The sequence below is a fragment of the Pseudomonas sp. GM18 genome (assembly GCF_000282195.1).
GTDB lineage: Bacteria > Pseudomonadota > Gammaproteobacteria > Pseudomonadales > Pseudomonadaceae > Aquipseudomonas.
In genome coordinates this window covers 12155-32679 of record NZ_AKJT01000045.1, presented here as the reverse complement: position 1 = coordinate 32679, position 20525 = coordinate 12155, and the positions used below count along the sequence as shown (strand labels likewise).

Here is a 20525-nt window from a genome sequence, read left to right as displayed (position 1 = left end):
ACAGGTATTGGCTGAACAACGTATCGGCCAGAACACGGAAGTCACCTTGCACTTTGCATTGCGCCTGGAGAACGGCGACACCGTCGACAGCACCTTCGATAAAGCCCCGGCGACCTTCAAGGTCGGCGACGGCAACCTGTTGCCAGGCTTCGAAGCCGCGCTGTTCGGCTTCAAGGCCGGCGACAAGCGCAGCCTGTCCATCGAGCCGGAAAACGCCTTTGGCCAGCCTAACCCGCAAAACGTGCAGATCATCCCGCGTTCGCAGTTCCAGGACATGGAACTGTCGCCAGGACTGCTGGTGATCTTCAACGATGCAGCCAATACCGAGCTGCCAGGCGTGGTGAAGGAATTCGATGACGCGCAAGTAACCATCGACTTCAACCACCCGCTCGCCGGTAAAACCTTGACCTTTGACGTCGAGATCATCAACGTCAAAGCGCTGTAACTGACCGGATACGGTCTAATGTAGGAGCAGAGCTTGCTCGCGAAGGCGTCATCACATTCAACATCAATGTCGAATGACACACAGCTTTCCCGAGCAAGCTCTGCTCCTGCATGGGTACAACGATCCAATTTCTTGCGCGCAAGACACGAGGCACAGCATGCAAATCAAACTCGCCAACCCCCGTGGCTTCTGCGCCGGAGTGGACCGGGCGATCGAAATCGTCAACCGCGCCCTGGAAGTCTTCGGGCCGCCGATCTATGTGCGCCACGAAGTGGTCCACAACAAATTCGTCGTCGAAGACCTGCGTGCCCGTGGGGCGATCTTCGTCGAGGAACTGGATCAGGTGCCGGACGACGTGATCGTGATCTTCAGCGCCCACGGCGTTTCCCAGGCCGTGCGCACCGAAGCCACAGGCCGTGGCCTTAAGGTGTTCGACGCGACCTGCCCGCTGGTGACCAAGGTGCACATCGAAGTCGCGCGTTACAGCCGCGACGGTCGGGAATGCATCCTCATCGGCCATGCTGGCCATCCGGAAGTCGAAGGCACCATGGGCCAGTACGATGGCAGCAATGGTGGCGCGATCTATCTGGTCGAAGACGAGAAAGACGTCGCCGCGTTGCAGGTAAACAATCCTGAAAGACTGGCCTTCGTTACCCAGACTACCTTGTCCATGGACGACACCAGTCGCGTGATCGACGCCCTGCGTAAACGTTTCCCGGCGATCGGCGGTCCGCGCAAGGACGACATCTGCTACGCCACGCAAAACCGTCAGGACGCCGTCAAGCAACTGGCGGACGAGTGCGACGTGGTGCTGGTGGTCGGCAGCCCGAACAGTTCCAACTCCAATCGTCTGCGTGAACTGGCCGAACGCATGGCCACTCCGGCCTATCTGATCGACGGCGCCGAAGACCTGCAAAAGAGCTGGTTCGACGGCGTCGAGCGTATTGGCATCACGGCCGGTGCCTCCGCCCCAGAAGTGCTGGTGCGTGGCGTGATCCAGCAGTTGCAGGCCTGGGGCGCCACCGGTGCCGATGAACTGGCCGGTCGCGAGGAGAACATCACCTTCTCCATGCCTAAAGAGCTGCGCGTGCGTTCGCTGCTGTAATACTTTTCGCCTTGCGACACAGCGCCTGCTCAGCTTTATGGTTGGCCAGGCGCACTCGACCGCTAGCCGCCAGCACCACCTGGAGCTGACTGACCGGCTCGCGAGTCGAACAAATATGTAGTGTCCCTGCCTGAAATGCCCGTTCGGGCATCAGCGGTTGGCCAAGACTGCTGAAACGCACGAAGCGCCTGACCGGCCAATTGCCGACAATCGGCACCCGAGTGCTACTCGTGTGCTCAACCAGCAGCGGATTGCTGTTGTCTTCCGGGCCTTTGCCGCTGATATCCAGAATGATCCGCCAGCCTTGGCTCCAGTCTCCGTTGATAGCGTGAATCACCACGCTCTGATTGCGGGTGATGGCAGCCGTTCTGGCTGTGCGTATACCACTGACAATCGACTGCGCCGCTTGCTCCCGATGGTTTGATTCTGTCAGGGCCGCAAATGCCGGGCTGACCAGTTGCAGAACAATCCCGACAATTGTCAGTCCCATGAGCAGTCCGATCAGGCTGAAACCTTGCTGATGCATGTCATCTCCCTCCATGGAGTGCTGCGGCCCGCGCGATCCTTGCGCGAGTAATGGCAAAACAACCGCACATACGCCGGTCGAATGTTCTAGCGTGTAGAAGCAGGTATAGCCGACGGCAACGGAGCGCACTGATGGATCATCGTACAAAAGGTTTCACGCTGATCGAGCTGCTGATCACGCTCGCGGTGTTTCTGATCCTGATTACACTGGCTGTTCCGGCGTTCACCCGCTCGGTGCAAAGCAACAAGGCCGACACCGAGGTCGGCGACTTGCAACGGGCACTCAATTACGCACGGCTTGAAGCGATTGATCGGGGCCTCACCACTCGGGTTCGCCCGACGGCCGGCGGCAGTGTCTGGACCGGCGAGCTGAGCGTTTATGACGGTACTGGCAATCCGGCCAATGTATTGCGGGTTGTTCCAGCGATGAGCAGCGGAGCAACTCTGACGCTAACCTCAGGAGTGACCGCGATTGATTTCAACAATCTCGGCGGTTTGGCGGCGCCGTCCACGGCGGTGGTGATCAGTTATGTACTGGGGGCGCAAAGCAGGACGCTGAATGTGTGTTTGAACGGACGAATTCTATTGGGTGGAAGTTGCGGATGAGGGGTTGGAGCAGGCGTGCACAGGAGGGCATGACGCTGATCGAGGTATTGGTCGCGTTGTTGGTGCTGGCTGTGGGTTTGTTGGGCGCGGCGGCGATTCAGCTCAATGCGCTGAAGTACACCGACAGCTCACGGATGACCAGTCAGGCGAGTTTTATCGCCTACGACATGATGGACCGCATTCGCGCCAACTCTGGCGCTGATTACACCGTCACGCCACCGACCTCGGGTAACCTGAGCGTGGCCCGGGATCAGGACCTCTACGACTTCACTACCAATATCATCAATTTCGGCGGCGCCACGGCCACCGGCAGCATCGTCCGCAACCAGCGGGTGCACATCATCACCATTACCTGGGACGACTCCCGGGCCGCCAATATCGCCGATTCGCGCCGCAGTTTCGTCCTCACCAGTCGCGCCACCATTGATCCGGTGACGACACCATGATCAGAACCAGCAGAGGTTTCGGCCTGATCGAATTGCTGATCGCCCTGGCATTGAGCCTGATCGTGATCCTGGGCGTGGCGCAGATTTTCATCGCGGCCAAAAACACCTACGTCAGCCAGAGCACTGCCGCCGGCATGCAGGAAGATGCACGGTTCGTCCTGAGCAAGATGATTCAGGAAATCCGCATGGTCGGCATGTTCGGTTGCCTGGGTACGATTACCGATGCCAGTTCGGCGGGGGATTTCAACGCCGCCCAGATCACGCCGATCAGTTGGGACAATGCCAATCTCAAATTGACGCTGGTCACCGCAGATGTCGGCGGCAGTGGCGGAGTGCCGACCTGGACGGTGGTTTCCGACTGCCGAAATACCGCGACGGCCTACACAGGTTTACGCACGCCGGCATCGGGGCAGTTGGCGTTTCCGATCAGGCGGCTGATCTACAGCTTCAGCAACAACCAACTGCTGATGGGCTCCGGCACCGGCACGCCGACTCAGGCGGTGCTGGTAAACAACGTCAGTGCCTTTGGCGTCAGCTTCGGCCTCGCCAGTTCAGCCACGGATACGGCCGCCTCCAGCTACAGCAGCAATCCGTCCGATCCGGCGCGAATCCGCAGTGTGCGGCTGACGCTGACCCTCACCGACCCGAACAACCGGGTCCGCAATCAAACCTTCAACGTGGTTGCCGCCTTGCGCAACCGGTTGCAATGAGGGGAGGGCCGATGAGTCGTGCGTCCATGACATCTCACGCCCAGCGCGGCATGGCGCTGTTGGTCAGCCTGGTGTTTCTCCTGGTGCTGACATTGATCGGTCTCTCGTCGATGCAGAGCGCCACGTTGCAGGAGAAAATGACCAGCAGCGTGATCCTGCGCAACCAGTCGTTCCAGGGCGCGGAAGCGGCGTTGCGGGTCGGTGAAAGCGCGGTACAACTGAACTCCTACTCATTACCGGTCTGCAGTGGCTCCAGCCAATGCGCGCCGCCGGCCGAGGCGTCGGTCATCACCGCCGCGGGGTTCAACTCCACCTCGGGGGTGAACTGGATCGCCTCCGGTAGCGGCTTTTACGGAGTGCAGAACATCGGCACTACCCTGACTGCCGTGAATGTGCCGAGCAACACATCGGCAACCCTTTACCGGGTGACCGCCGTGGGCCTCGCGGGCAACTCGCGCAGCGTAGTGGAGAGTATTTATGCGAAGTACTGAGGCCCGCACAGGTTGGCGCCGTTGGTTATTGCAGCTGCTCTGCGGCGCGGCCTTGAGCCTTTATCTGGCCGCGCCGACCTACGCCTTCACGCCCTCGGATTCGCCGCTGTTGAGCGCCGCCGCCGTGCCTCCCAATGTGATGCTGCTGCTCGATGACTCGGGGAGTATGAACAACATTATCTGGGCGGCCGGCTTCGACCCGACAATCGCACGCACCCCGGTGACGATTTGCCTCTCCAATGGTACGTGCCTGAAAGGCCGCGACCTGGACATGACCGATGGCAATATTGCCTTGTCGAGTTTGACTCATGGAACATGCTCGAAGGCCGGATGGTACGGTTTTTATAAAAACAGCATTCTCGGTTGGGAGTCGCTTTGCCTGAAGCTCCCCGATCCGGTGGGGAACGAGGACACGCGGTATACGGCGAATTATTTGTCCTACCTGATCAGCCTGGCCAACAATACTGACCGGGACTTCACCGACGGCTCGATTCCCAATGATTACCGGATGAATGTGGCACGCAACGTTTCCAAGACGTTGGTCGCCGGCAACCGTTCGCTGCGCATCGGCCTGTCTACGTTCAACCTGGCGGTCGGCAACCATAGGAATGACGGCGGTTACATTGCCCGCTCGATCAGTGATTTGTCGGCGGTCAGCGGCTCCGTCACTCAGGCTCAGGCCGATACCAATTACAACGCACTAATCGCCGGGATCGACGAGCTGAGTGCGCAAGCCAATACACCGCTGGCGGAAGCCTATTACGAGATCACTCGCTATTTCCGTGGCATGGCGCCGTACAACAACTCGACGCCCGACACCTATACCAGTCCGATTCAGTACCGTTGCCAGAAAAATTACGGGGTGGTGATCACCGATGGTCTGCCGACCTACGACCGAACCTTTCCGACCGACGATCCGCTGGGAGGCAGCCGGTTACCGAACTGGGACGGGATCAGCAGTAACGACGGTGCAGACCCCTCAGGCGATGATGAGGGTGACACCCTGTACCTGGATGACATTGCAAAGTTCGCCTTCGACATCGACATGCGCTCCACGGGAACCGATGCCACGGGTAAAAGCTGGAACGCCCTGGATTTTCCCAGGCAGTACATGAACACCTATACCGTGGGTTTCACCGCGGCAAACCAGATGTTGGCGGATGCCGCGACCTATGGGCAGGGCAAGTACTACCAGGCGACCGACAGTGCGGGACTTAGCAATGCATTGTCTGCTGCCCTGAGCGATATCACTTCCAAGGCCGGCTCAGGTGGCAGTGGCGTGGCCAGCGGCACGACCCTGACCAGCGACTCGAGCTATTTCCAGACCAGTTACGATCCCAAGGACTGGCGGGGTACGGTCAAGTCCTTTGGCTTCACGTCGGCGGGCGCGGTTAACACCGCCGCCGTGCTGTGGACGACCGACACCACCATCGTGCCCGGCGCCACCGCGCCGACCTACCAGTCCTGGAACACGCAGACCAACGCCGCGATCACCCTGGCCTACAGCAATTTCTCTTCAGCGCAGCAGACCTCCCTCAACCAGGGGCTGCCCACTGGCATCAACGGCAACGATCTGGTGGAGTGGAGTAAGGGCTTCAACAAAACCGGGTTGAAAGTTCGCAGCGTATTGCTCGGCGACATCATCAATTCGCCACTCGTACTGGCCGCACCCACGGATAAAACCGCGTCCGATCTGGTGGGCGACACCGCCTACAGCACCTACCTGACCACCAAAGCCGCCAACATGAATACCAGCCTGGTGGTGAATGCCAACGACGGTTTTGTAAACGTTATCAACTCGACCAACGGTGTCAGGCGTTATGCCTACATGCCCTCCAGCGTGCTGCCATCGCTGAATGACATCGCTGACCCCAATTACATCAACGGTGTGAGCCACCAGTTTCTGGTCGATGGCCAGGTCGGCGTGTTCGATGCCCAACTCAACGGCGCGTGGAAAACCCTGGCGATTGGCGGAACGGGGGCGGGCGGCAAAACCTTCTATGCGCTGCAATTGTTCGACGCATCGGCCGGTAACGAGACTAAGGCACTGTGGGAAGTCAGTGCACCGGCCACGGCCAGTACGGCGAACGTTTTCAATGATCTGGGTTATGCCTATGCGCGCCCCGAAGTGGCACGCTTGGCCGATGGTCGCTGGGCTGCGTTTATCTCCAACGGCTATGGCAGCAACTCTGGGGTGGCAGCGTTGTATGTGGTGGATATTCGCGACGGCTCGCTGATCAAGAAAATCGTGGTCGACAGTACCGAAACCACCAACGGCCTGTCGTCGGTGAAGCTCAGGGTCAACTCGCAGAATGTGGTGCAGGCCGCCTATGGGGGCGACCTGAAAGGGCGGTTGTGGAAGTTCGATTTGAGTGGCACCACCCCTGACACCTGGGGTGTGGCGTTTTCCGGCAAGCCGTTGTTCACCACCGCAGGCGGCGCGACCCAGCCGATTACCGCGCAGCCGTTGCTGGCCGATCACGTGTTGGGTGGCAAGGAAGTGTTTTTCGGCACCGGCAAATTCAATGAGGTCGCCGACAAGACCAACAAGGATCTACAGGCGTTCTACGCGGTGTGGGATGCCGAGGGGGGCGCGGGGCAAATCACCGTTTCCAGTTTGCAGGCGCAGGCGGTGACCGGCGTGTTTTCGGGCAGTACCGGGCAATTCATCACCACCAGCCAGAACGAGGTGACCTATCCGGCCAAGAAAGGCTGGTACTTGCCCCTGGTGTATAACAGCGTGCTGACGGGGGAGCGGGTGATCAATCAGGCCAGTCTGGTGTCGGGGCGAATCATTTTTACCACGCTCAGTGTGGATACCGTGGACCCCTGTGCCAGCTTCGGTACCGGCAAACTGGTCGAACTCGATGCGTTCAGCGGTAAGATGCTCAATTACGCGGTACTCGACACCAATGCCGACGGGGTGGTCGACGGCAACGACACGATTTCCAGCGGGGTGATCTTCACCGGTGGTATCCCGACCCTGAACGCGGTCGTCAATGACGCAACCCGCAAGATTGTGAACGACTCCGGAGGTGGCGTGACCACTCTGGTGGAAAAATCCGGCGGCGGCAGCGGCCGTCGCATCATGTGGCGACAAATACAGTAAGTGAGAGTGAGGCATGCGCAGATCCAACCGAGGTTTTACCCTGATCGAAATCATGATCGTGATCGCGATCATTGGGATCGTCATCACCATTGGCTATCCGAGCCTCACCGAGTACGTAAAAAAGGGCCGCCGTACTGAAGTCGCCGGGTTGCTTTCCGAGCAGGCGCAGATCCTCGAGCGTTTCTATTCGAAGAATAATGTCTACACCAATGCCACCGGCCTCAGCGCCGGCAATGATTTCTACACCATCACCCCGACCCTGAGCGATCAGACCTTCCTGCTGACGGCAACACGCAAGGCCGGTTCGACCATGGCGAGCGACAAGTGCGGTGATTTCACTCTCTCCAATACCGGTGTCAGGAGCATGGTCAATGCCGTGTCCGGCTTGGCCACCAAGGATTGCTGGGGTCGCTGAGTTTCTTTTTCGGGCGCCTTTTGCGTCCTCTGTCTATTGAACGGTTGGATCAGAACATGAGCAGTCAACAGCAAGTGGTGATTGTCGGTGGCGGGGTGATTGGCCTGCTGACGGCGTTCAATCTCGCGTCCGAAGTGCAGAGCGTGGTGCTGCTGGACCGCTCGAACGTCGGTCAGGAGTCTTCCTGGGCCGGTGGCGGGATCGTTTCGCCGCTCTACCCGTGGCGCTACAGCCCGGCGGTCACTGCACTGGCTCATTGGTCCCAGGATTTTTATCCACAGCTGGCCCAGCGTTTGTTCGCTGCCACCGGTGTCGATCCTGAAGTGCACACCACCGGGTTGTACTGGCTGGACCTGGATGACGAGGCCGAAGCACTCGCCTGGGCCGAACGGGAGAACCGTCCGCTGCGGGCTGTGGATATCTCTGCGGCCCACGATGCGGTGCCGGTATTGGGCGCCGGTTTTTCGCGGGCGATCTACATGGCCGATGTGGCCAATGTGCGTAATCCACGGCTGGTGAAATCCCTCAAGGCCGCCTTGCTGGCGCTGCCGAATGTGACGATTCATGAGCAATGCGAGGTCGGTGGGTTTATCCGTGAAGGCGCTGCGGTGGTCGGGGTACAGACCTCGATGGGGGCCATTCGGGGTGATGAGGTGGTTTTGACGGCGGGGGCCTGGAGCGGTGACTTGCTGAAAGAACTGGGCCTGGAGCTGCCGGTCGAGCCGGTCAAAGGCCAGATGATTCTCTACAAGTGCGCGGCGGACTTCCTTCCGAGCATGGTCCTGGCCAAGGGGCGTTATGCCATTCCCCGGCGCGACGGGCACATCCTGATCGGCAGTACGCTGGAGCATGAGGGCTTCGACAAGACGCCGACCGACACCGCGCTGGAAAGCCTGAAGGCATCGGCGGCGGAGTTGATTCCGGCGCTGGCGGATGCCGAGGTTGTGGGGCATTGGGCGGGGTTGCGGCCCGGGTCGCCTGAAGGAGTCCCCTATATCGGTCGGGTGCCGGGATATGACGGGCTCTGGCTCAACTGCGGGCATTACCGCAATGGGCTAGTGCTGGCGCCGGCGTCGTGTCAGTTATTTGCCGATGTGATGCTGGGGCGGGCGCCGATTATCGACCCTGCGCCGTATGCGCCAGTCGGACGAATCTGACAGAAGATCTTTTAACGGTTCAATCCAGCCCCAATTTCTTCAGCCTGTAACGCATCGACCGAAATGACAGATTCAAGCGCTGGGCCGCCGCCGTGCGGTTCCAGCGGGTTTCTTCCAGGGCCTGGAGGATGAGTTTGCGTTCGACGTTTTCCAGATAGGCTTCCAGATTATCGATCTGTGTCAGGTCCGGCACGCCGCCGTCCGGGTTGCAGTTGCCTTCAGCCAGGCGCAGGTCGCTGGCTTCGATCTGTTTGTTCTCGCACAAGGTGTGAGCCCGCTCGAGCATGTTCTCCAATTCCCGCACGTTTCCTGGAAAGCGATAGTTTTTCAGCGCTTCGAGGGCTTGCGGATGGAGTTTTGCGGGGAGTTGGCCAGTGCTGGCCGCCAGTCGCTTGAGCATATTGTTGGCTAGAAGCTCAATGTCGTCGCGACGTTCGCGCAAGGACGGTACTCGCAGCTCGATCACGTTCAGGCGGTAGTACAGGTCCTGGCGAAAGCGTTCGGCGGCGACTTCGGCATCGAGGTCTTTGTGGGTGGCGCAGAGGATGCGCACATCGACCACGGTTTCCTGCTGGCCACCGATACTGCGAACGGCTTTCTCCTGTATGGCCCGCAGCAGTTTGACTTGCATTGCCAGCGGCAGGTCAGCCACTTCGTCGAGGAACAAAGTACCGCCATGGGCGGCCTGGAACAGCCCGGGTTTGTCTTCGATGGCGCCGCTGAAACTGCCTTTGCGATGGCCGAAAAACTCGCTTTCCATCAATTCCGACGGGATTGCCCCACAGTTCACCGGGACGAACGGTCGGCTGGCGCGCGGGCCTTGGTCGTGGATCAGTCGAGCGACCAGTTCCTTGCCGCTGCCGGACTCGCCACTGATGTACACCGGGGCCTGGCTGCGGGCCAGTTTGTCGATTTGTTTGCGCAAGTTGCGCATAGGCAGCGAGTCGCCCAGCAGCCGACGGTCGATGCCGCTGCTGGTGCCGCCTGGCGCCGGCAAACTCAGGGCGCTGATGACCAGTTCGCGCAGGCGGGTGAGGTCGACCGGTTTGGTCAGAAAGTCGAAAGCACCGGCCTTGAGGGCATTTATTGCCGTCTCCAGGCTGCCGTAGGCGGTGATCATCGCCACCGGCACTTGCGCATAGCGCTGCTGGATGTGCTGCACCAGCGCCAGACCGGTGCCGTCAGGCAGGCGCATGTCGGTCAGGCACAGGTCGAACGTATCTCGTGCCAGCAACGCCTGCGCTTCTGCGAGGTTGCGTGCGCTGAAAGTGTCGAGTTTCATCCGTCCCAGGGTGATTTCCAGGAGTTCGCGGATATCCGGCTCGTCGTCGACGATGAGGATTTTTTGCCGTGGGCTCGTGTTCAACTTTGTTTCCGTCCGTGAGCAAAGGTGATGCGAAAGCAGCCGCCGCCTTGGCGTGGTTTGAAGTCTAGGCGGGCTTGATTGCTTTCGCACAGCTCACGGGACAGATAAAGCCCCAGGCCAGTACCCTGGCTGCTGGTGGTAAAGAACGGTTCGAACAAGTGCGTGCGCTGGTCGGGCGCAACGCCGGAGCCATCGTCCAGGACTTCCAGGGTCGGCAACTGGCTGTCCGGGTCGACAAACAACTCAAGCCAGGCCTGCGCCTGATCATGCTTGAGGGCGCTATGGCGCCAGGCATTGCGCAGCAAATTATCGAGAACCTGGGTCAGCTGATTCGGATCCATCAGGGTTTTGAAGTCTCCCAAGCCGATGCGCAGGTGAATCTGTTGATGTTCGTTCGAGCCTTCGCGTGTTTCAGCGACGAAATGCTCCAGCCACGGCTTCAAATCGAGCCGTTGCGGCACGGTTTGCTGACGACGGGACAGTTGCAGGACGTTTTCGATTACCCGATTCATGCGCTGAGAGTGGTTTTGAATAATCTGCGTCAGACGCCGGTCCGCACCGTTCAGTTCCTCGGATTCCTGCAGTAACTGCGCAGCATGACTAATGGCGCCCAGTGGATTGCGGATCTCATGGGCAATCCCGGCGGTCAGGCGACCGAGGGCGGCAAGTTTCAGTTGTTGGGCCTGTTGGGCGATTTGGGCGAGGTCTTCGAGAAAAACCAGCGTCTGGTGGTGCGGGCTTTGGTCCAGGGCAATGAAGCTTGGTTGCAGCTCCAGGCCGTTGCTGGCGATCTGCAGGCTTTGCGGGCGCAACGTTGGATTGTTGAGCCACAGTTGGAGTCGCTCGACCAACGGTATCGAGTAATCGTCGATCAACTGGCCATCCAGTTTTTCTTGCCCCAGCAAGGCCAAGGCGCTGTGATTGGCCAGTTGCACCCGCCGCTGGTCGTCGAGCACCAGAATACCCGTGCGCATGCGTTGCAGGATCAATGCGTTGAGGGCTTCGAGACCGAGCACCTCGCTGGCTCGCTGTTCGGCCAGGGTTTCGCTGACTTCCAGTCGTCGGGTCAAGCCCTGCACCAGCAGCGCTGCGGCAAAACACAGGGCGCCGAGGGTGCCGATTTGCAGGTAATCACTGGGGCTGGCGGGGTGGCTGAAACTTAGCAGGAAACTCAAAGCCACGATGCCGAGGGCGCCGACCGCCGCAATCAACAGGCCGATTCGCCCGCGCAGCAGGGTATTGCCAATGGCCACCGACACGATCAGCAAGTTGCCGATGGCGCTGGCCACGCCTCCTGCGGCGTAGAACAGGCCGCACAGCAGCAGGACATCGACCAGCGTCAGGCTGAATAGATGCGCCGGACGCCGAGTGTTCCCCAGAAAGACCACCAGCAGGATATTCAGCACCAGATACAACCAGCTGCCATTACGCAGCAGGTCGTCATCGGCAAACGTCAGCAACTGGTTGTCCATGTTGCTGGAGATCAACAGCACCAGGGTGATGCCGACGCTTAAGCGGTAGAGGTGATAGAGGCGCAGCAGTCGCCGGGCCTGTTTGGTGCCGGGACTGGGCGTCTCAGCGATCACTGGAGCCCGGGCCTTGCTCTAGGTGAGCCTGGCTGCAATACCACTGTTGTTCGAGTTTCAGTGCGCGGTCGCGGGGCAGGTGTACGCCGCAATGAGCACAGCGAACCATGGGCGGAGCATCTTGCTCGCGCGGCATGTTGGCGACCGACGTCGGGCCCTTGAACTTGCGCCAGAACCATACGGCAGCGGCAATCAGGGCGATCCAGAACAATAGACGAAGCATGGTGAGCTGCTTTTTGATTAATGAATTGGCAGTTTAGCCAAGGACATGGCAGGCGCACAGCCTAATTAAAGTGCGGTAATAAAAGCAGCTGCAAAAGCAGCTGCTTTACGCGAAGCTTTCGGTGCGACTTGACGCGTTATCAACCCTTTTGGGTCACTCGGGTTTGAAGCCTGGTTTGCCGTTGGCAGCTCGCCAGTCTTTCACTTTTTTGATGATGGCCTCAGGAGTTGCGTCTTCGTCTGAGTCTGCGTAGTAAATTAGGTCGGAACCGTCAGGGTGTTCTGTGAGTTTTTCAAATAACAATACAGCGTCTATTTGCTCTTTTTCGGTCGGATATTCTGCACGGCAAACTTTAGCTAAAAATTCAAGAAAATCTGTTTCGGTGTAGTTGGAAAGTTCAAGGTGATTCATGTCACTTTTCTCCTTTGTGTATCTCGGAGTGTCGTTTTGGAGTGATGACTCGAATGTTGTCGATGTCGTATATTTCGCCGCCTTCGGAAATATGCTTTACGTGGTGCAGTTCAAATTTTACTTGGCCGCCTAACCTGTCTTTTCTGCGAGAAAAAGGAGCTCTCCCGTTTTTCATTTCTTGAGCATTGTTCGCAGTAAACTGTTTAGTCAGATCAGGGCTGTCAATCACGGCCCTCCAGAACGCCTCTCTAAAAGCTTTAAAACTTGAAAAGTTTCCCCCTCGGAGTTTATCGGCTATTCGATTAGGAATCACCGCGCCATCAGCTTGCGAGGCGAACTCCAGCCATACACCGGAAACCGCTTCTCCATAACCACTGGCCACGCCAGGCTCATCCCGCCGATCCCTGAACATCGTGTAAACAGGGGCCATTCCCGACTCAATCGGGAACACCGTGATAAAGCCACCGAAGCTGATGAGATCCAGCTCCGGGAAACTGTCGATTCGACCTTCCAGAGCCGTGACTGTTGTGCCGTTGTAAATGGCTACGTTGGGTCCACTTGCGGGGAGGGAAGTGGACGAGCCGGCCGGCTTGACTATCGGAGTCCATGTCATGCCAATGGACGGAGCATCCGGATCCCAAGATCGGTAAACATTCAGCACCGGGTCGAAAGTGGCAAGGCGCACCGGCACCCGGGAAGGCACTGCCACGCTATTGGCTGCCGCAACAAAAAACTCGGTGGTGTTGCCTACGGTTCGCGTCCCCATCGCGACCGGCAGTTCGACGTCCCCATTGACCAAGGCAATGGCATGCAAATCAGGAAGTGAGTCGGGCACGAGATCCGAGAGCGGAACGCTCAATGCATGCTGATCGTCGGAATTGTATGAATCGACCGTGAGGCTCCATTTATGCAGGTTGTCGGGCACCAGATCCGACATCGGTGGGAGGAGCATTTCGTGCTGGTCACTGTCACCCAATGGTGAGGGAAACATCAGTGCCGCAAAGCCAACCAATACTGCACTTGCCGATGCGACGCCCACCGCAGTGACGGTTGCGACAGCGCTCTGTAGCGCCGCCCTGATAGCCAAGGTAGTGGCCGGGTTGGTGGCGAGACGGCCGGCAGCCAGAGTGAATACGGGGCTGCTTGCCACTGCCGCCCCCGAAATGGGGAATGGGCGACTGGCTTTGGCTTCGTCTATGGCGGCGAAGAAATCGTTGAGGCTCTTGAGCCGCGCCTCCGCTTCTGCACGTCTCTTCTCCTCTGCCTCTTCACGCTCTTTCGCCTCTTTGGCTTTGCGCACGGCTTCAGCAGCTAATCGTTCCGCTTCTATTCGGGCGTCCCTGGCTTTTTGTTCCGCCTCGGCGGCCAGGCGTTGTGCTTCTATCTGTGCTTCCCTGGCTTTACGTGCCGCCTCAGCGGCCAAACGTTGAGCTTCTCGTTGTGCCTGATCCTGGACTTGTACCGCAGCCAGCCAGTTCAGCACTGTGACCTGCTGTTGATTGAGCATCTGGATGGATTGGGTGAGTAGTCGTGCCTCGTAGGCTGCTTTGTACGATGCAAGCCCAGCCTGAATCACTACGCTGTCGGGACCAAAATGCCGCTGCGACATCAAGGCCCTCACGTAGAACTCCTTCAATGGCCTGCCGAGAGGGTCTGCCCCGTAAAACATGTTGGCGAGCGCGGTTTTCTGCTGGAGTTCGGCGGACTTGCGTGTGAGTAGCGTATTGCGTACGCCCAACTCCCGAATGATCGCGTCAACAGGAGGAACCGGGGCAGTCGAACCTTCCAGTCTGGTAGCAGCCAGTTCGTGCTCAAGAGTTTGCGACAGATAAGCGGATTGAACGTGATACTCCTGTTCAACTTGTTTAATCGCCTCCGCAATTTTGTTGACGTTTTGCGAGAGAATTTGTTGAGGTGCGAATTGCCCGGAGGGAGGGCGGTGTATTGAAGTTGCGGGAGCGGGGATGATGCCGGGAGGGGCTGTGGCTGTGGTATGCACAGCCTCGGTCAATTCAAATACGGGTGGTTTTTGCATATTCATATCCTTTTGAATGTGCGTTGTTCAAAGAACTCAAAGAGCTTCAAACGATCGGTTGTGTTGCTTCATATAACGTTACAGCACACCCGTTAGGTATGAGTCCGAGAGTGGTGTAAGGCGTTTCATATACTGGAGGAGGGCGTTTTCCACGAGGCGGGAATAAGGCTGGTAGATTCATTTCGATAAAGGGAATTTTCCCAGGTTATGCAGGGAAAACGCTGTCATGGGTTGGCAAGGAAAGGAGGACTAATCGATTGGAAAACTAACGCCCACAAAAAAGGGAGATCCGAAGATCTCCCTTTTCTCACCCTCAGCGCGATCAGTCGAACAGGCCGAAGGTCATGTGACTGAACCAGGAACGGTCGGTGTTGCTGGACTCGGGTTCCGGTTCTTCGATCACATCGCCGTTTTCATCTTTAGGCTTGAGCTCGTTCGGAATCGCGTCCTTGGCATCCTGGAATTGCTTCTGCACGTCCTGGTTGGCGCGGGTTTCGCCCGGCGGCAGCGGCGGACGGGATTCGATCAGGCCCAGGGTGGCCTTGCTCAGCCACGAACGGTTGTCGGCTTCGGCTACCCTCGGCACGAACTGACCGTCCACCAGGCTCGGGTGGTTCGGGTAGTTGAGTTTCAGGGTTTCGAGGCTGGTCGCGGCCAGTTCGTCCAGGTGCAGACGCTGGTAGGCTTCGGTCATCACCGCCAGGCCGTCACCGACCGATGGGGTTTCCTGGAAGTTTTCCACTACATAACGGCCACGGTTGGCGGCGGCAACGTAGGCCTGATGGGTCAGGTAGTAGTCGGCGACGTGGATTTCGTAGGCCGCCAGCAGGTTGCGCAGGTAAATCATGCGCTGCTTGGCGTCCGGCGCGTAGCGGCTGTTCGGGTAGCGGCTGGTCAGCTGGGCGAACTCGTTGTAGGAGTCGCGGGCGGCGCCCGGGTCACGCTTGGTCATGTCCAGTGGCAGGAAGCGCGCCAGCAGGCCGACGTCCTGGTCAAAAGAGGTCAGGCCCTTGAGGTAGTAGGCGTAATCGACGTTCGGGTGCTGCGGGTGCAGACGAATGAATCGCTCGGCGGCGGACTTCGCAGCCTCAGGCTCGGAGTTCTTGTAGTTGGCGTAGATGAGCTCGAGTTGGGCTTGATCGGCATAGCGACCGAACGGATAACGCGACTCCAGGGCCTTCAGCTTGGCTGTGGCGCTGGAGTAGCTATTGTTGTCCAGATCGTGCTGAGCCTGCTGGTACAGCTCGACTTCGCTCAGGTTTTCGTCTACGACTTCCTTCGATGAGCAAGCAGCGGTCAATGCGAGGATGGCGATCAGCAGCAGGTGTTTCACTTGCATGGCGGCTTGCGTCCCTATGACGGCCGCTGTCTTGGGCGGGGCCGTCCTGTTATGATGAGTGCCCCGTTGAAAAGCCTCGGGGCAAAAGACGCCGTATTTAACCACAAGCGCGCAGCCGAAACCAAAGGCTGTGCCGACGCCTAGTCTGAGCATGTCCGATAAAATTGAACTTCGCGCAGAGGTGCCGTCCGAATTGGGCGGCCAACGCCTCGATCAAGTCGCCGCACAATTATTCGCTGAGCACTCGCGCTCGCGCCTTTCCGCCTGGATCAAAGACGGCCGCCTGACTGTGGATGGGGCGGTTATCCGCCCGCGAGACATCGTTCACGGTGGTGCCATTCTTGAACTGACTGCCGAGCAGGAAGCTCAGGGCGAATGGATCGCTCAAGACATCGAGCTGGACATCGTCTATGAAGACGACGACATCCTGGTGATCAACAAGCCTGCGGGCCTGGTGGTGCATCCGGCCGCCGGTCACGCCGACGGTACCTTGCTCAACGCCTTGCTGCACCACGTGCCGGACATCATCAATGTGCCCCGCGCCGGTATCGTGCATCGCCTGGACAAGGACACCACCGGTCTGATGGTGGTGGCGAAGACCATTCAGGCGCAGACACAGCTGGTCACGCAATTGCAGAGCCGCAGCGTCAGCCGGATCTACGAGTGCATCGTGATCGGCGTGGTGACGGCCGGCGGCAAGATCAACGCCCCGATCGGTCGTCACGGCCAGCAGCGCCAGCGCATGGCGGTGATGGAAGGTGGCAAGCAAGCCGTCAGCCACTACCGCGTGCTCGAGCGTTTCCGCTCCCACACTCACGTGCGGGTGAAGTTGGAAACCGGTCGTACGCACCAGATTCGCGTGCACATGGCGCACATCAACTACCCGTTGGTCGGAGATCCTGCCTACGGTGGTCGTTTCCGTATCCCACCGGCCGCCAGCGTGACCATGGTCGAATCCCTGAAGAATTTCCCGCGTCAGGCGCTGCATGCGCGGTTCCTGGAGCTGGATCATCCGACCACCGGTAAACGCATGAGCTGGGAATCGCCACTGCCGGATGACTTCGTCTGGTTGCTGTCGCTGCTCAAGCAAGACCGTGAGGCGTTCATCGGATGACCTGGCTGACGCCTGACTGGCCCGCGCCGGCCAGCGTCAAAGCCTGCGTTACCACCCGTGCGGGCGGCGTCAGTCTGGCGCCGTTCGACAGCCTCAACCTGGGCGATCATGTCGACGACAGCCCTGAAACCGTCGCCGAAAACCGCCGTCGCCTCACCGATCACTTCTCGATTCAACCGGCCTGGTTGCAACAGGTTCACGGCATTGCCGTGGCTGATGCCGACCCACGCCGGGTTGCCACCGCTGATGCCAGCTGGACGGCAACGCCCGGTATCGCCTGCACGGTGATGACCGCCGATTGCCTGCCGGCGCTGTTCTGCGACCGTGCCGGCACCCGCGTTGCTGCCGCCCATGCCGGTTGGCGCGGGTTGGCGGCGGGTGTGCTGGAAGCGACCCTCGACAGTCTGGCCGTGTCGCCTGAAGACGTGCTGGTCTGGCTGGGCCCGGCCATTGGTCCGCAAGCCTTCGAAGTCGGCCCCGAAGTGCGCGAAGCCTTCGTCCAGCAACTGCCTGAAACCGCTAACGCCTTTGTACCGAGCCACAACGCCGGCAAATTCATGGCCGACATCTATGAACTGGCGCGTTTGCGTCTGGCCGCTCGCGGTGTCACGGCTGTTTATGGCGGTGGTTTCTGCACAGTGACCGATCCACGTTTCTTTTCTTACCGCCGCAGCCCTCGCACCGGCCGGTTTGCCTCCCTGGTTTGGCTCGAACACTAGACTCGAACGCTAGACTTCTCTGATCTGCATCAACTCCACGACGCTTGAATCTCCCAGAATCGACCACATCTATAGCGGTATCTGGCAGGTTTCTTCATTCGGGATGTTTATAGGTCCGGCCTGCTCAAAAGGAAGGTGAACCCATGCGTATAGACCGTTTAACCAGCAAGTTACAGTTAGCCTTGTCCGACGCCCAATCCCTGGCTGTCGGCCTCGATCATCCGGCCATTGAACCGGCGCACTTGATGCAGGCCATGCTTGAACAGCAGGGTGGTTCGATCAAGCCCCTGCTGATGCAGGTGGGTTTCGACGTCAACAGCTTGCGTAAAGAGCTGACCAAAGCGCTCGATCAGCTGCCGAAAATCCAGAACCCGACCGGCGACGTGAACATGTCGCAGGATCTGGCGCGCCTGCTCAACCAGGCCGATCGCCTGGCCCAGCAGAAGGGCGACCAATTCATCTCCAGCGAACTGGTGCTGCTCGCCGCGATGGACGAGAACAGCAAACTCGGCAAATTGCTGCTTGGCCAGGGCGTGAGCAAGAAAGCCCTGGAGAATGCAATCAACAACCTGCGCGGCGGTGAGGCAGTCAATGACGCCAACCACGAAGAATCGCGTCAGGCGCTGGATAAATACACCATCGACCTGACCAAGCGCGCTGAAGAGGGCAAGCTCGATCCGGTGATCGGCCGTGACGACGAAATTCGCCGCACGATTCAGGTCCTGCAACGCCGTACCAAGAACAACCCGGTGTTGATCGGTGAGCCAGGTGTGGGTAAAACCGCGATCGCCGAAGGCTTGGCCCAGCGCATCATCAACGGTGAAGTGCCGGATGGCCTGAGAGGCAAGCGCCTGTTGTCCCTGGACATGGGGGCGCTGATTGCCGGTGCCAAATACCGCGGGGAGTTCGAAGAGCGCCTCAAGGCTCTGCTCAACGAGCTGTCGAAGCAGGAAGGGCAGATCATTCTGTTCATCGACGAATTGCACACCATGGTCGGCGCGGGCAAGGGCGAAGGCTCGATGGACGCCGGCAACATGCTCAAACCGGCATTGGCTCGTGGTGAGCTGCATTGCGTCGGCGCGACCACGCTTAACGAATACCGCCAATATATAGAGAAGGACGCGGCCCTCGAACGGCGCTTCCAGAAAGTCCTGGTGGACGAGCCGAGCGAAGAAGACACCATCGCCATCCTGCGTGGCCTGAAAGAGCGTTACGAGGTTCACCACAAGGTGGCGATCACCGATGGCGCAATTATCGCCGCGGCCAAGCTCAGTCATCGTTACATCACTGACCGCCAGCTGCCGGACAAGGCCATCGATCTGATCGACGAAGCCGCCAGCCGCATCCGCATGGAGATCGATTCCAAGCCGGAAGTGCTGGATCGTCTGGAACGTCGTCTGATTCAGCTGAAGGTGGAATCCCAGGCGCTGAAGAAAGAAAGCGACGACGCGGCGAAGAAACGTCTGGAAAAACTGCAGGAAGAAATCGCCCGTCACGAGCGTGAGTATTCGGACCTCGAAGAAATCTGGAACTCGGAAAAAGCCGAAGTCCACGGTTCGGCGCAGATCCAGCAGAAAATCGAACAGTCCCGTCAGGAACTGGAAGCCGCACGCCGTAAAGGCGACCTGAACCGCATGGCCGAGCTGCAATACGGGGTGATCCCGGACCTGGAGCGCAGCCTGCAAATGGTCGACCAGCACGGCAAAAGCGAAAACCAGTTGTTGCGCAGCAAGGTGACTGAAGAAGAGATCGCTGAAGTCGTGTCGAAGTGGACCGGCATCCCCGTGGCGAAAATGCTCGAGGGCGAGCGCGAAAAACTGATGAAGATGGAAAGCCTGTTGCACCAGCGTGTGATTGGTCAGGACGAAGCAGTGATCGCCGTCTCCAACGCAGTGCGGCGTTCCCGTGCCGGGTTGTCCGATCCGAATCGCCCGAGCGGTTCGTTCATGTTCCTCGGCCCGACCGGTGTCGGGAAAACCGAGTTGTGCAAGGCGCTGGCCGAGTTCCTCTTTGACACTGAAGAGGCGATGGTACGGATCGACATGTCCGAGTTCATGGAGAAGCATTCCGTGGCTCGTCTGATCGGCGCGCCACCAGGCTATGTGGGCTATGAGGAGGGCGGTTACCTGACCGAGGCGGTGCGTCGCAAGCCTTATTCGGTGATCCTCCTGGATGAGGTCGAGAAGGCCCACCCGGACGTGTTCAACATCTTGCTGCAAGTGCTCGAAGATGGTCGTTTGACCGACAGCCATGGCCGCACGGTGGATTTCAAAAATACCGTGATCGTCATGACCTCCAACCTGGGCTCGGTGCAGATCCAGGAACTGATAGGGGATCGTGAAGCGCAGCGTGCAGCGGTGATGGATGCGATTTCCACGCACTTCCGGCCGGAGTTCATCAACCGGGTCGACGAAGTGGTGATCTTCGAGCCGCTGGCTCGGGATCAGATCGCGGGCATTACCGAGATCCAGTTGGGTCGCCTGCGTAGCCGTCTGACCGAGCGCGAGCTGAAGCTTGAGCTGAGTCCGGAAGCGATGGATAAGCTGATCGCTGTCGGTTACGACCCGGTCTATGGCGCACGGCCGCTCAAACGGGCGATCCAGCGCTGGATCGAGAACCCGCTGGCACAGCTGATTCTATCGGGTCGTTTCATGCCCGGAGAGACCGCCAAAGGTGTGGTGGAGAACGACGAAATCGTCTTCGTCTGATCCCCAGTGGCAACA

At 59.1% G+C, this 20525-nt stretch carries 19 protein-coding genes; 12 read left to right on the top strand and 7 right to left on the bottom strand.

Annotated elements, in window-relative coordinates:
- Positions 1-7 precede the first annotated feature (7 nt).
- Both fkpB and ispH read left to right on the top strand, forming a co-directional pair.
- Entirely contained in the window at positions 8-445 is a 438-nt protein-coding gene (fkpB, locus tag PMI21_RS14205; protein ID WP_177318289.1) for an FKBP-type peptidyl-prolyl cis-trans isomerase, read from the top strand.
- Positions 446-602: 157 nt separating this feature from the next.
- Entirely contained in the window at positions 603-1550 is a 948-nt protein-coding gene (gene ispH, locus PMI21_RS14210; RefSeq protein WP_007938418.1) for a 4-hydroxy-3-methylbut-2-enyl diphosphate reductase, read from the top strand.
- Here the strand turns inward: ispH and PMI21_RS14215 are convergent.
- A complete protein-coding gene (locus tag PMI21_RS14215) occupies positions 1519-2076 on the bottom strand; it encodes a GspH/FimT family pseudopilin (protein WP_007938417.1) in 558 nt (185 codons plus the stop codon). The genes ispH and PMI21_RS14215 overlap by 32 nt on opposite strands.
- Positions 2077-2207: 131 nt before the next feature.
- Between PMI21_RS14215 and PMI21_RS14220 the strand changes: the two genes are divergently transcribed.
- From PMI21_RS14220 to thiO, 7 genes are read left to right on the top strand one after another with little or no spacing between them, the layout of a single operon-like run.
- Positions 2208-2681, top strand: a complete 474-nt coding sequence (locus PMI21_RS14220) for a GspH/FimT family pseudopilin (protein WP_007938416.1) — start codon at positions 2208-2210, stop codon at positions 2679-2681.
- The gene (gene pilV, locus PMI21_RS14225; RefSeq protein ID WP_007938415.1) at positions 2678-3127 is read left to right on the top strand and encodes a type IV pilus modification protein PilV; all 450 of its coding nucleotides are present in this window, start codon (positions 2678-2680) and stop codon (positions 3125-3127) included. Before PMI21_RS14220 ends, pilV begins: the two co-directional genes overlap by 4 nt.
- Positions 3124-3837, top strand: coding sequence for a PilW family protein (locus PMI21_RS14230; RefSeq protein ID WP_007938414.1), 714 nt, complete (start codon positions 3124-3126; stop codon positions 3835-3837). The genes pilV and PMI21_RS14230 overlap by 4 nt, the downstream gene beginning before the upstream one ends.
- Positions 3838-3848: 11 nt before the next feature.
- Complete coding sequence (locus PMI21_RS14235) at positions 3849-4328, top strand: pilus assembly PilX family protein (protein ID WP_007938412.1); 480 nt, start codon at positions 3849-3851, stop codon at positions 4326-4328.
- Complete coding sequence (locus PMI21_RS14240) at positions 4315-7437, top strand: pilus assembly protein (RefSeq protein WP_007938411.1); 3123 nt, start codon at positions 4315-4317, stop codon at positions 7435-7437. The genes PMI21_RS14235 and PMI21_RS14240 overlap by 14 nt, the downstream gene beginning before the upstream one ends.
- A 13-nt stretch (positions 7438-7450) precedes the next feature.
- Positions 7451-7852 carry a type IV pilin protein gene (locus PMI21_RS14245; protein ID WP_007938410.1) on the top strand — a complete coding sequence of 134 codons (402 nt, stop codon included), beginning with the start codon at positions 7451-7453 and terminating at the stop codon, positions 7850-7852.
- Between the two features lie 56 nt (positions 7853-7908).
- Positions 7909-9009 (top strand): glycine oxidase ThiO, encoded by a 1101-nt coding sequence (thiO, locus tag PMI21_RS14250; RefSeq protein ID WP_007938409.1) that lies wholly within the window; start codon positions 7909-7911, stop codon positions 9007-9009.
- 19 nt (positions 9010-9028) lie between these two features.
- Here the strand turns inward: thiO and PMI21_RS14255 are convergent, their stop codons facing one another.
- The 6 genes from PMI21_RS14255 to PMI21_RS14280 all read right to left on the bottom strand — a co-directional run bounded on the left by PMI21_RS14255 (position 9029) and on the right by PMI21_RS14280 (position 15969).
- Positions 9029-10375 carry a sigma-54-dependent transcriptional regulator gene (locus PMI21_RS14255; RefSeq protein ID WP_007938408.1) on the bottom strand — a complete coding sequence of 449 codons (1347 nt, stop codon included), beginning with the start codon at positions 10373-10375 and terminating at the stop codon, positions 9029-9031.
- Entirely contained in the window at positions 10372-11961 is a 1590-nt protein-coding gene (locus PMI21_RS14260) for a sensor histidine kinase (protein WP_007938407.1), read from the bottom strand. The genes PMI21_RS14255 and PMI21_RS14260 overlap by 4 nt, the downstream gene beginning before the upstream one ends.
- Positions 11951-12184 (bottom strand): PP0621 family protein, encoded by a 234-nt coding sequence (locus PMI21_RS14265; RefSeq protein WP_007938406.1) that lies wholly within the window; start codon positions 12182-12184, stop codon positions 11951-11953. The genes PMI21_RS14260 and PMI21_RS14265 overlap by 11 nt, the downstream gene beginning before the upstream one ends.
- A gap of 153 nt (positions 12185-12337) precedes the next feature.
- Positions 12338-12595: a bacteriocin immunity protein gene (locus PMI21_RS14270; protein WP_007938405.1), complete on the bottom strand. Its 258-nt coding sequence runs from the start codon at positions 12593-12595 to the stop codon at positions 12338-12340.
- A 1-nt stretch (position 12596) separates the two neighbouring features.
- A complete protein-coding gene (locus tag PMI21_RS14275; protein ID WP_007938404.1) occupies positions 12597-14630 on the bottom strand; it encodes an S-type pyocin domain-containing protein in 2034 nt (677 codons plus the stop codon).
- A 322-nt stretch (positions 14631-14952) separates the two neighbouring features.
- On the bottom strand, positions 14953-15969 hold the full coding sequence (locus PMI21_RS14280) for an outer membrane protein assembly factor BamD (RefSeq protein WP_007938403.1): 1017 nt from the start codon (positions 15967-15969) through the stop codon (positions 14953-14955).
- A gap of 151 nt (positions 15970-16120) precedes the next feature.
- Between PMI21_RS14280 and rluD the strand changes: the two genes are divergently transcribed.
- The 3 genes from rluD to clpB all read left to right on the top strand — a co-directional run bounded on the left by rluD (position 16121) and on the right by clpB (position 20510).
- The gene (gene rluD, locus PMI21_RS14285) at positions 16121-17083 is read left to right on the top strand and encodes a 23S rRNA pseudouridine(1911/1915/1917) synthase RluD (RefSeq protein WP_007901932.1); all 963 of its coding nucleotides are present in this window, start codon (positions 16121-16123) and stop codon (positions 17081-17083) included.
- Positions 17080-17802, top strand: a complete 723-nt coding sequence (pgeF, locus tag PMI21_RS14290; protein WP_007938402.1) for a peptidoglycan editing factor PgeF — start codon at positions 17080-17082, stop codon at positions 17800-17802. The genes rluD and pgeF overlap by 4 nt, the downstream gene beginning before the upstream one ends.
- 143 nt (positions 17803-17945) lie before the next feature.
- Positions 17946-20510 carry an ATP-dependent chaperone ClpB gene (gene clpB / locus PMI21_RS14295; protein WP_007938400.1) on the top strand — a complete coding sequence of 855 codons (2565 nt, stop codon included), beginning with the start codon at positions 17946-17948 and terminating at the stop codon, positions 20508-20510.
- The last annotated feature ends 15 nt before the right edge of the window (positions 20511-20525 follow it).

Bases quoted from the DNA above. Each gene is read 5' to 3' on its own strand.
- ispH (WP_007938418.1), top strand. From the start codon at position 603: ATGCAAATCAAACTCGCCAACCCCCGTGGCTTCTGCGCCGGAGTGGAC.
- PMI21_RS14215 (WP_007938417.1), bottom strand. From the start codon at position 2,076: ATGCATCAGCAAGGTTTCAGCCTGATCGGACTGCTCATGGGACTGACA.
- PMI21_RS14220 (WP_007938416.1), top strand. From the start codon at position 2,208: ATGGATCATCGTACAAAAGGTTTCACGCTGATCGAGCTGCTGATCACG.
- pilV (WP_007938415.1), top strand. From the start codon at position 2,678: ATGAGGGGTTGGAGCAGGCGTGCACAGGAGGGCATGACGCTGATCGAG.
- PMI21_RS14230 (WP_007938414.1), top strand. From the start codon at position 3,124: ATGATCAGAACCAGCAGAGGTTTCGGCCTGATCGAATTGCTGATCGCC.
- PMI21_RS14235 (WP_007938412.1), top strand. From the start codon at position 3,849: ATGAGTCGTGCGTCCATGACATCTCACGCCCAGCGCGGCATGGCGCTG.
- PMI21_RS14240 (WP_007938411.1), top strand. From the start codon at position 4,315: ATGCGAAGTACTGAGGCCCGCACAGGTTGGCGCCGTTGGTTATTGCAG.
- PMI21_RS14245 (WP_007938410.1), top strand. From the start codon at position 7,451: ATGCGCAGATCCAACCGAGGTTTTACCCTGATCGAAATCATGATCGTG.
- thiO (WP_007938409.1), top strand. From the start codon at position 7,909: ATGAGCAGTCAACAGCAAGTGGTGATTGTCGGTGGCGGGGTGATTGGC.
- PMI21_RS14265 (WP_007938406.1), bottom strand. From the start codon at position 12,184: ATGCTTCGTCTATTGTTCTGGATCGCCCTGATTGCCGCTGCCGTATGG.
- PMI21_RS14270 (WP_007938405.1), bottom strand. From the start codon at position 12,595: ATGAATCACCTTGAACTTTCCAACTACACCGAAACAGATTTTCTTGAA.
- PMI21_RS14275 (WP_007938404.1), bottom strand. From the start codon at position 14,630: ATGCAAAAACCACCCGTATTTGAATTGACCGAGGCTGTGCATACCACA.
- PMI21_RS14280 (WP_007938403.1), bottom strand. From the start codon at position 15,969: ATGCAAGTGAAACACCTGCTGCTGATCGCCATCCTCGCATTGACCGCT.
- rluD (WP_007901932.1), top strand. From the start codon at position 16,121: ATGTCCGATAAAATTGAACTTCGCGCAGAGGTGCCGTCCGAATTGGGC.
- pgeF (WP_007938402.1), top strand. From the start codon at position 17,080: ATGACCTGGCTGACGCCTGACTGGCCCGCGCCGGCCAGCGTCAAAGCC.
- clpB (WP_007938400.1), top strand. From the start codon at position 17,946: ATGCGTATAGACCGTTTAACCAGCAAGTTACAGTTAGCCTTGTCCGAC.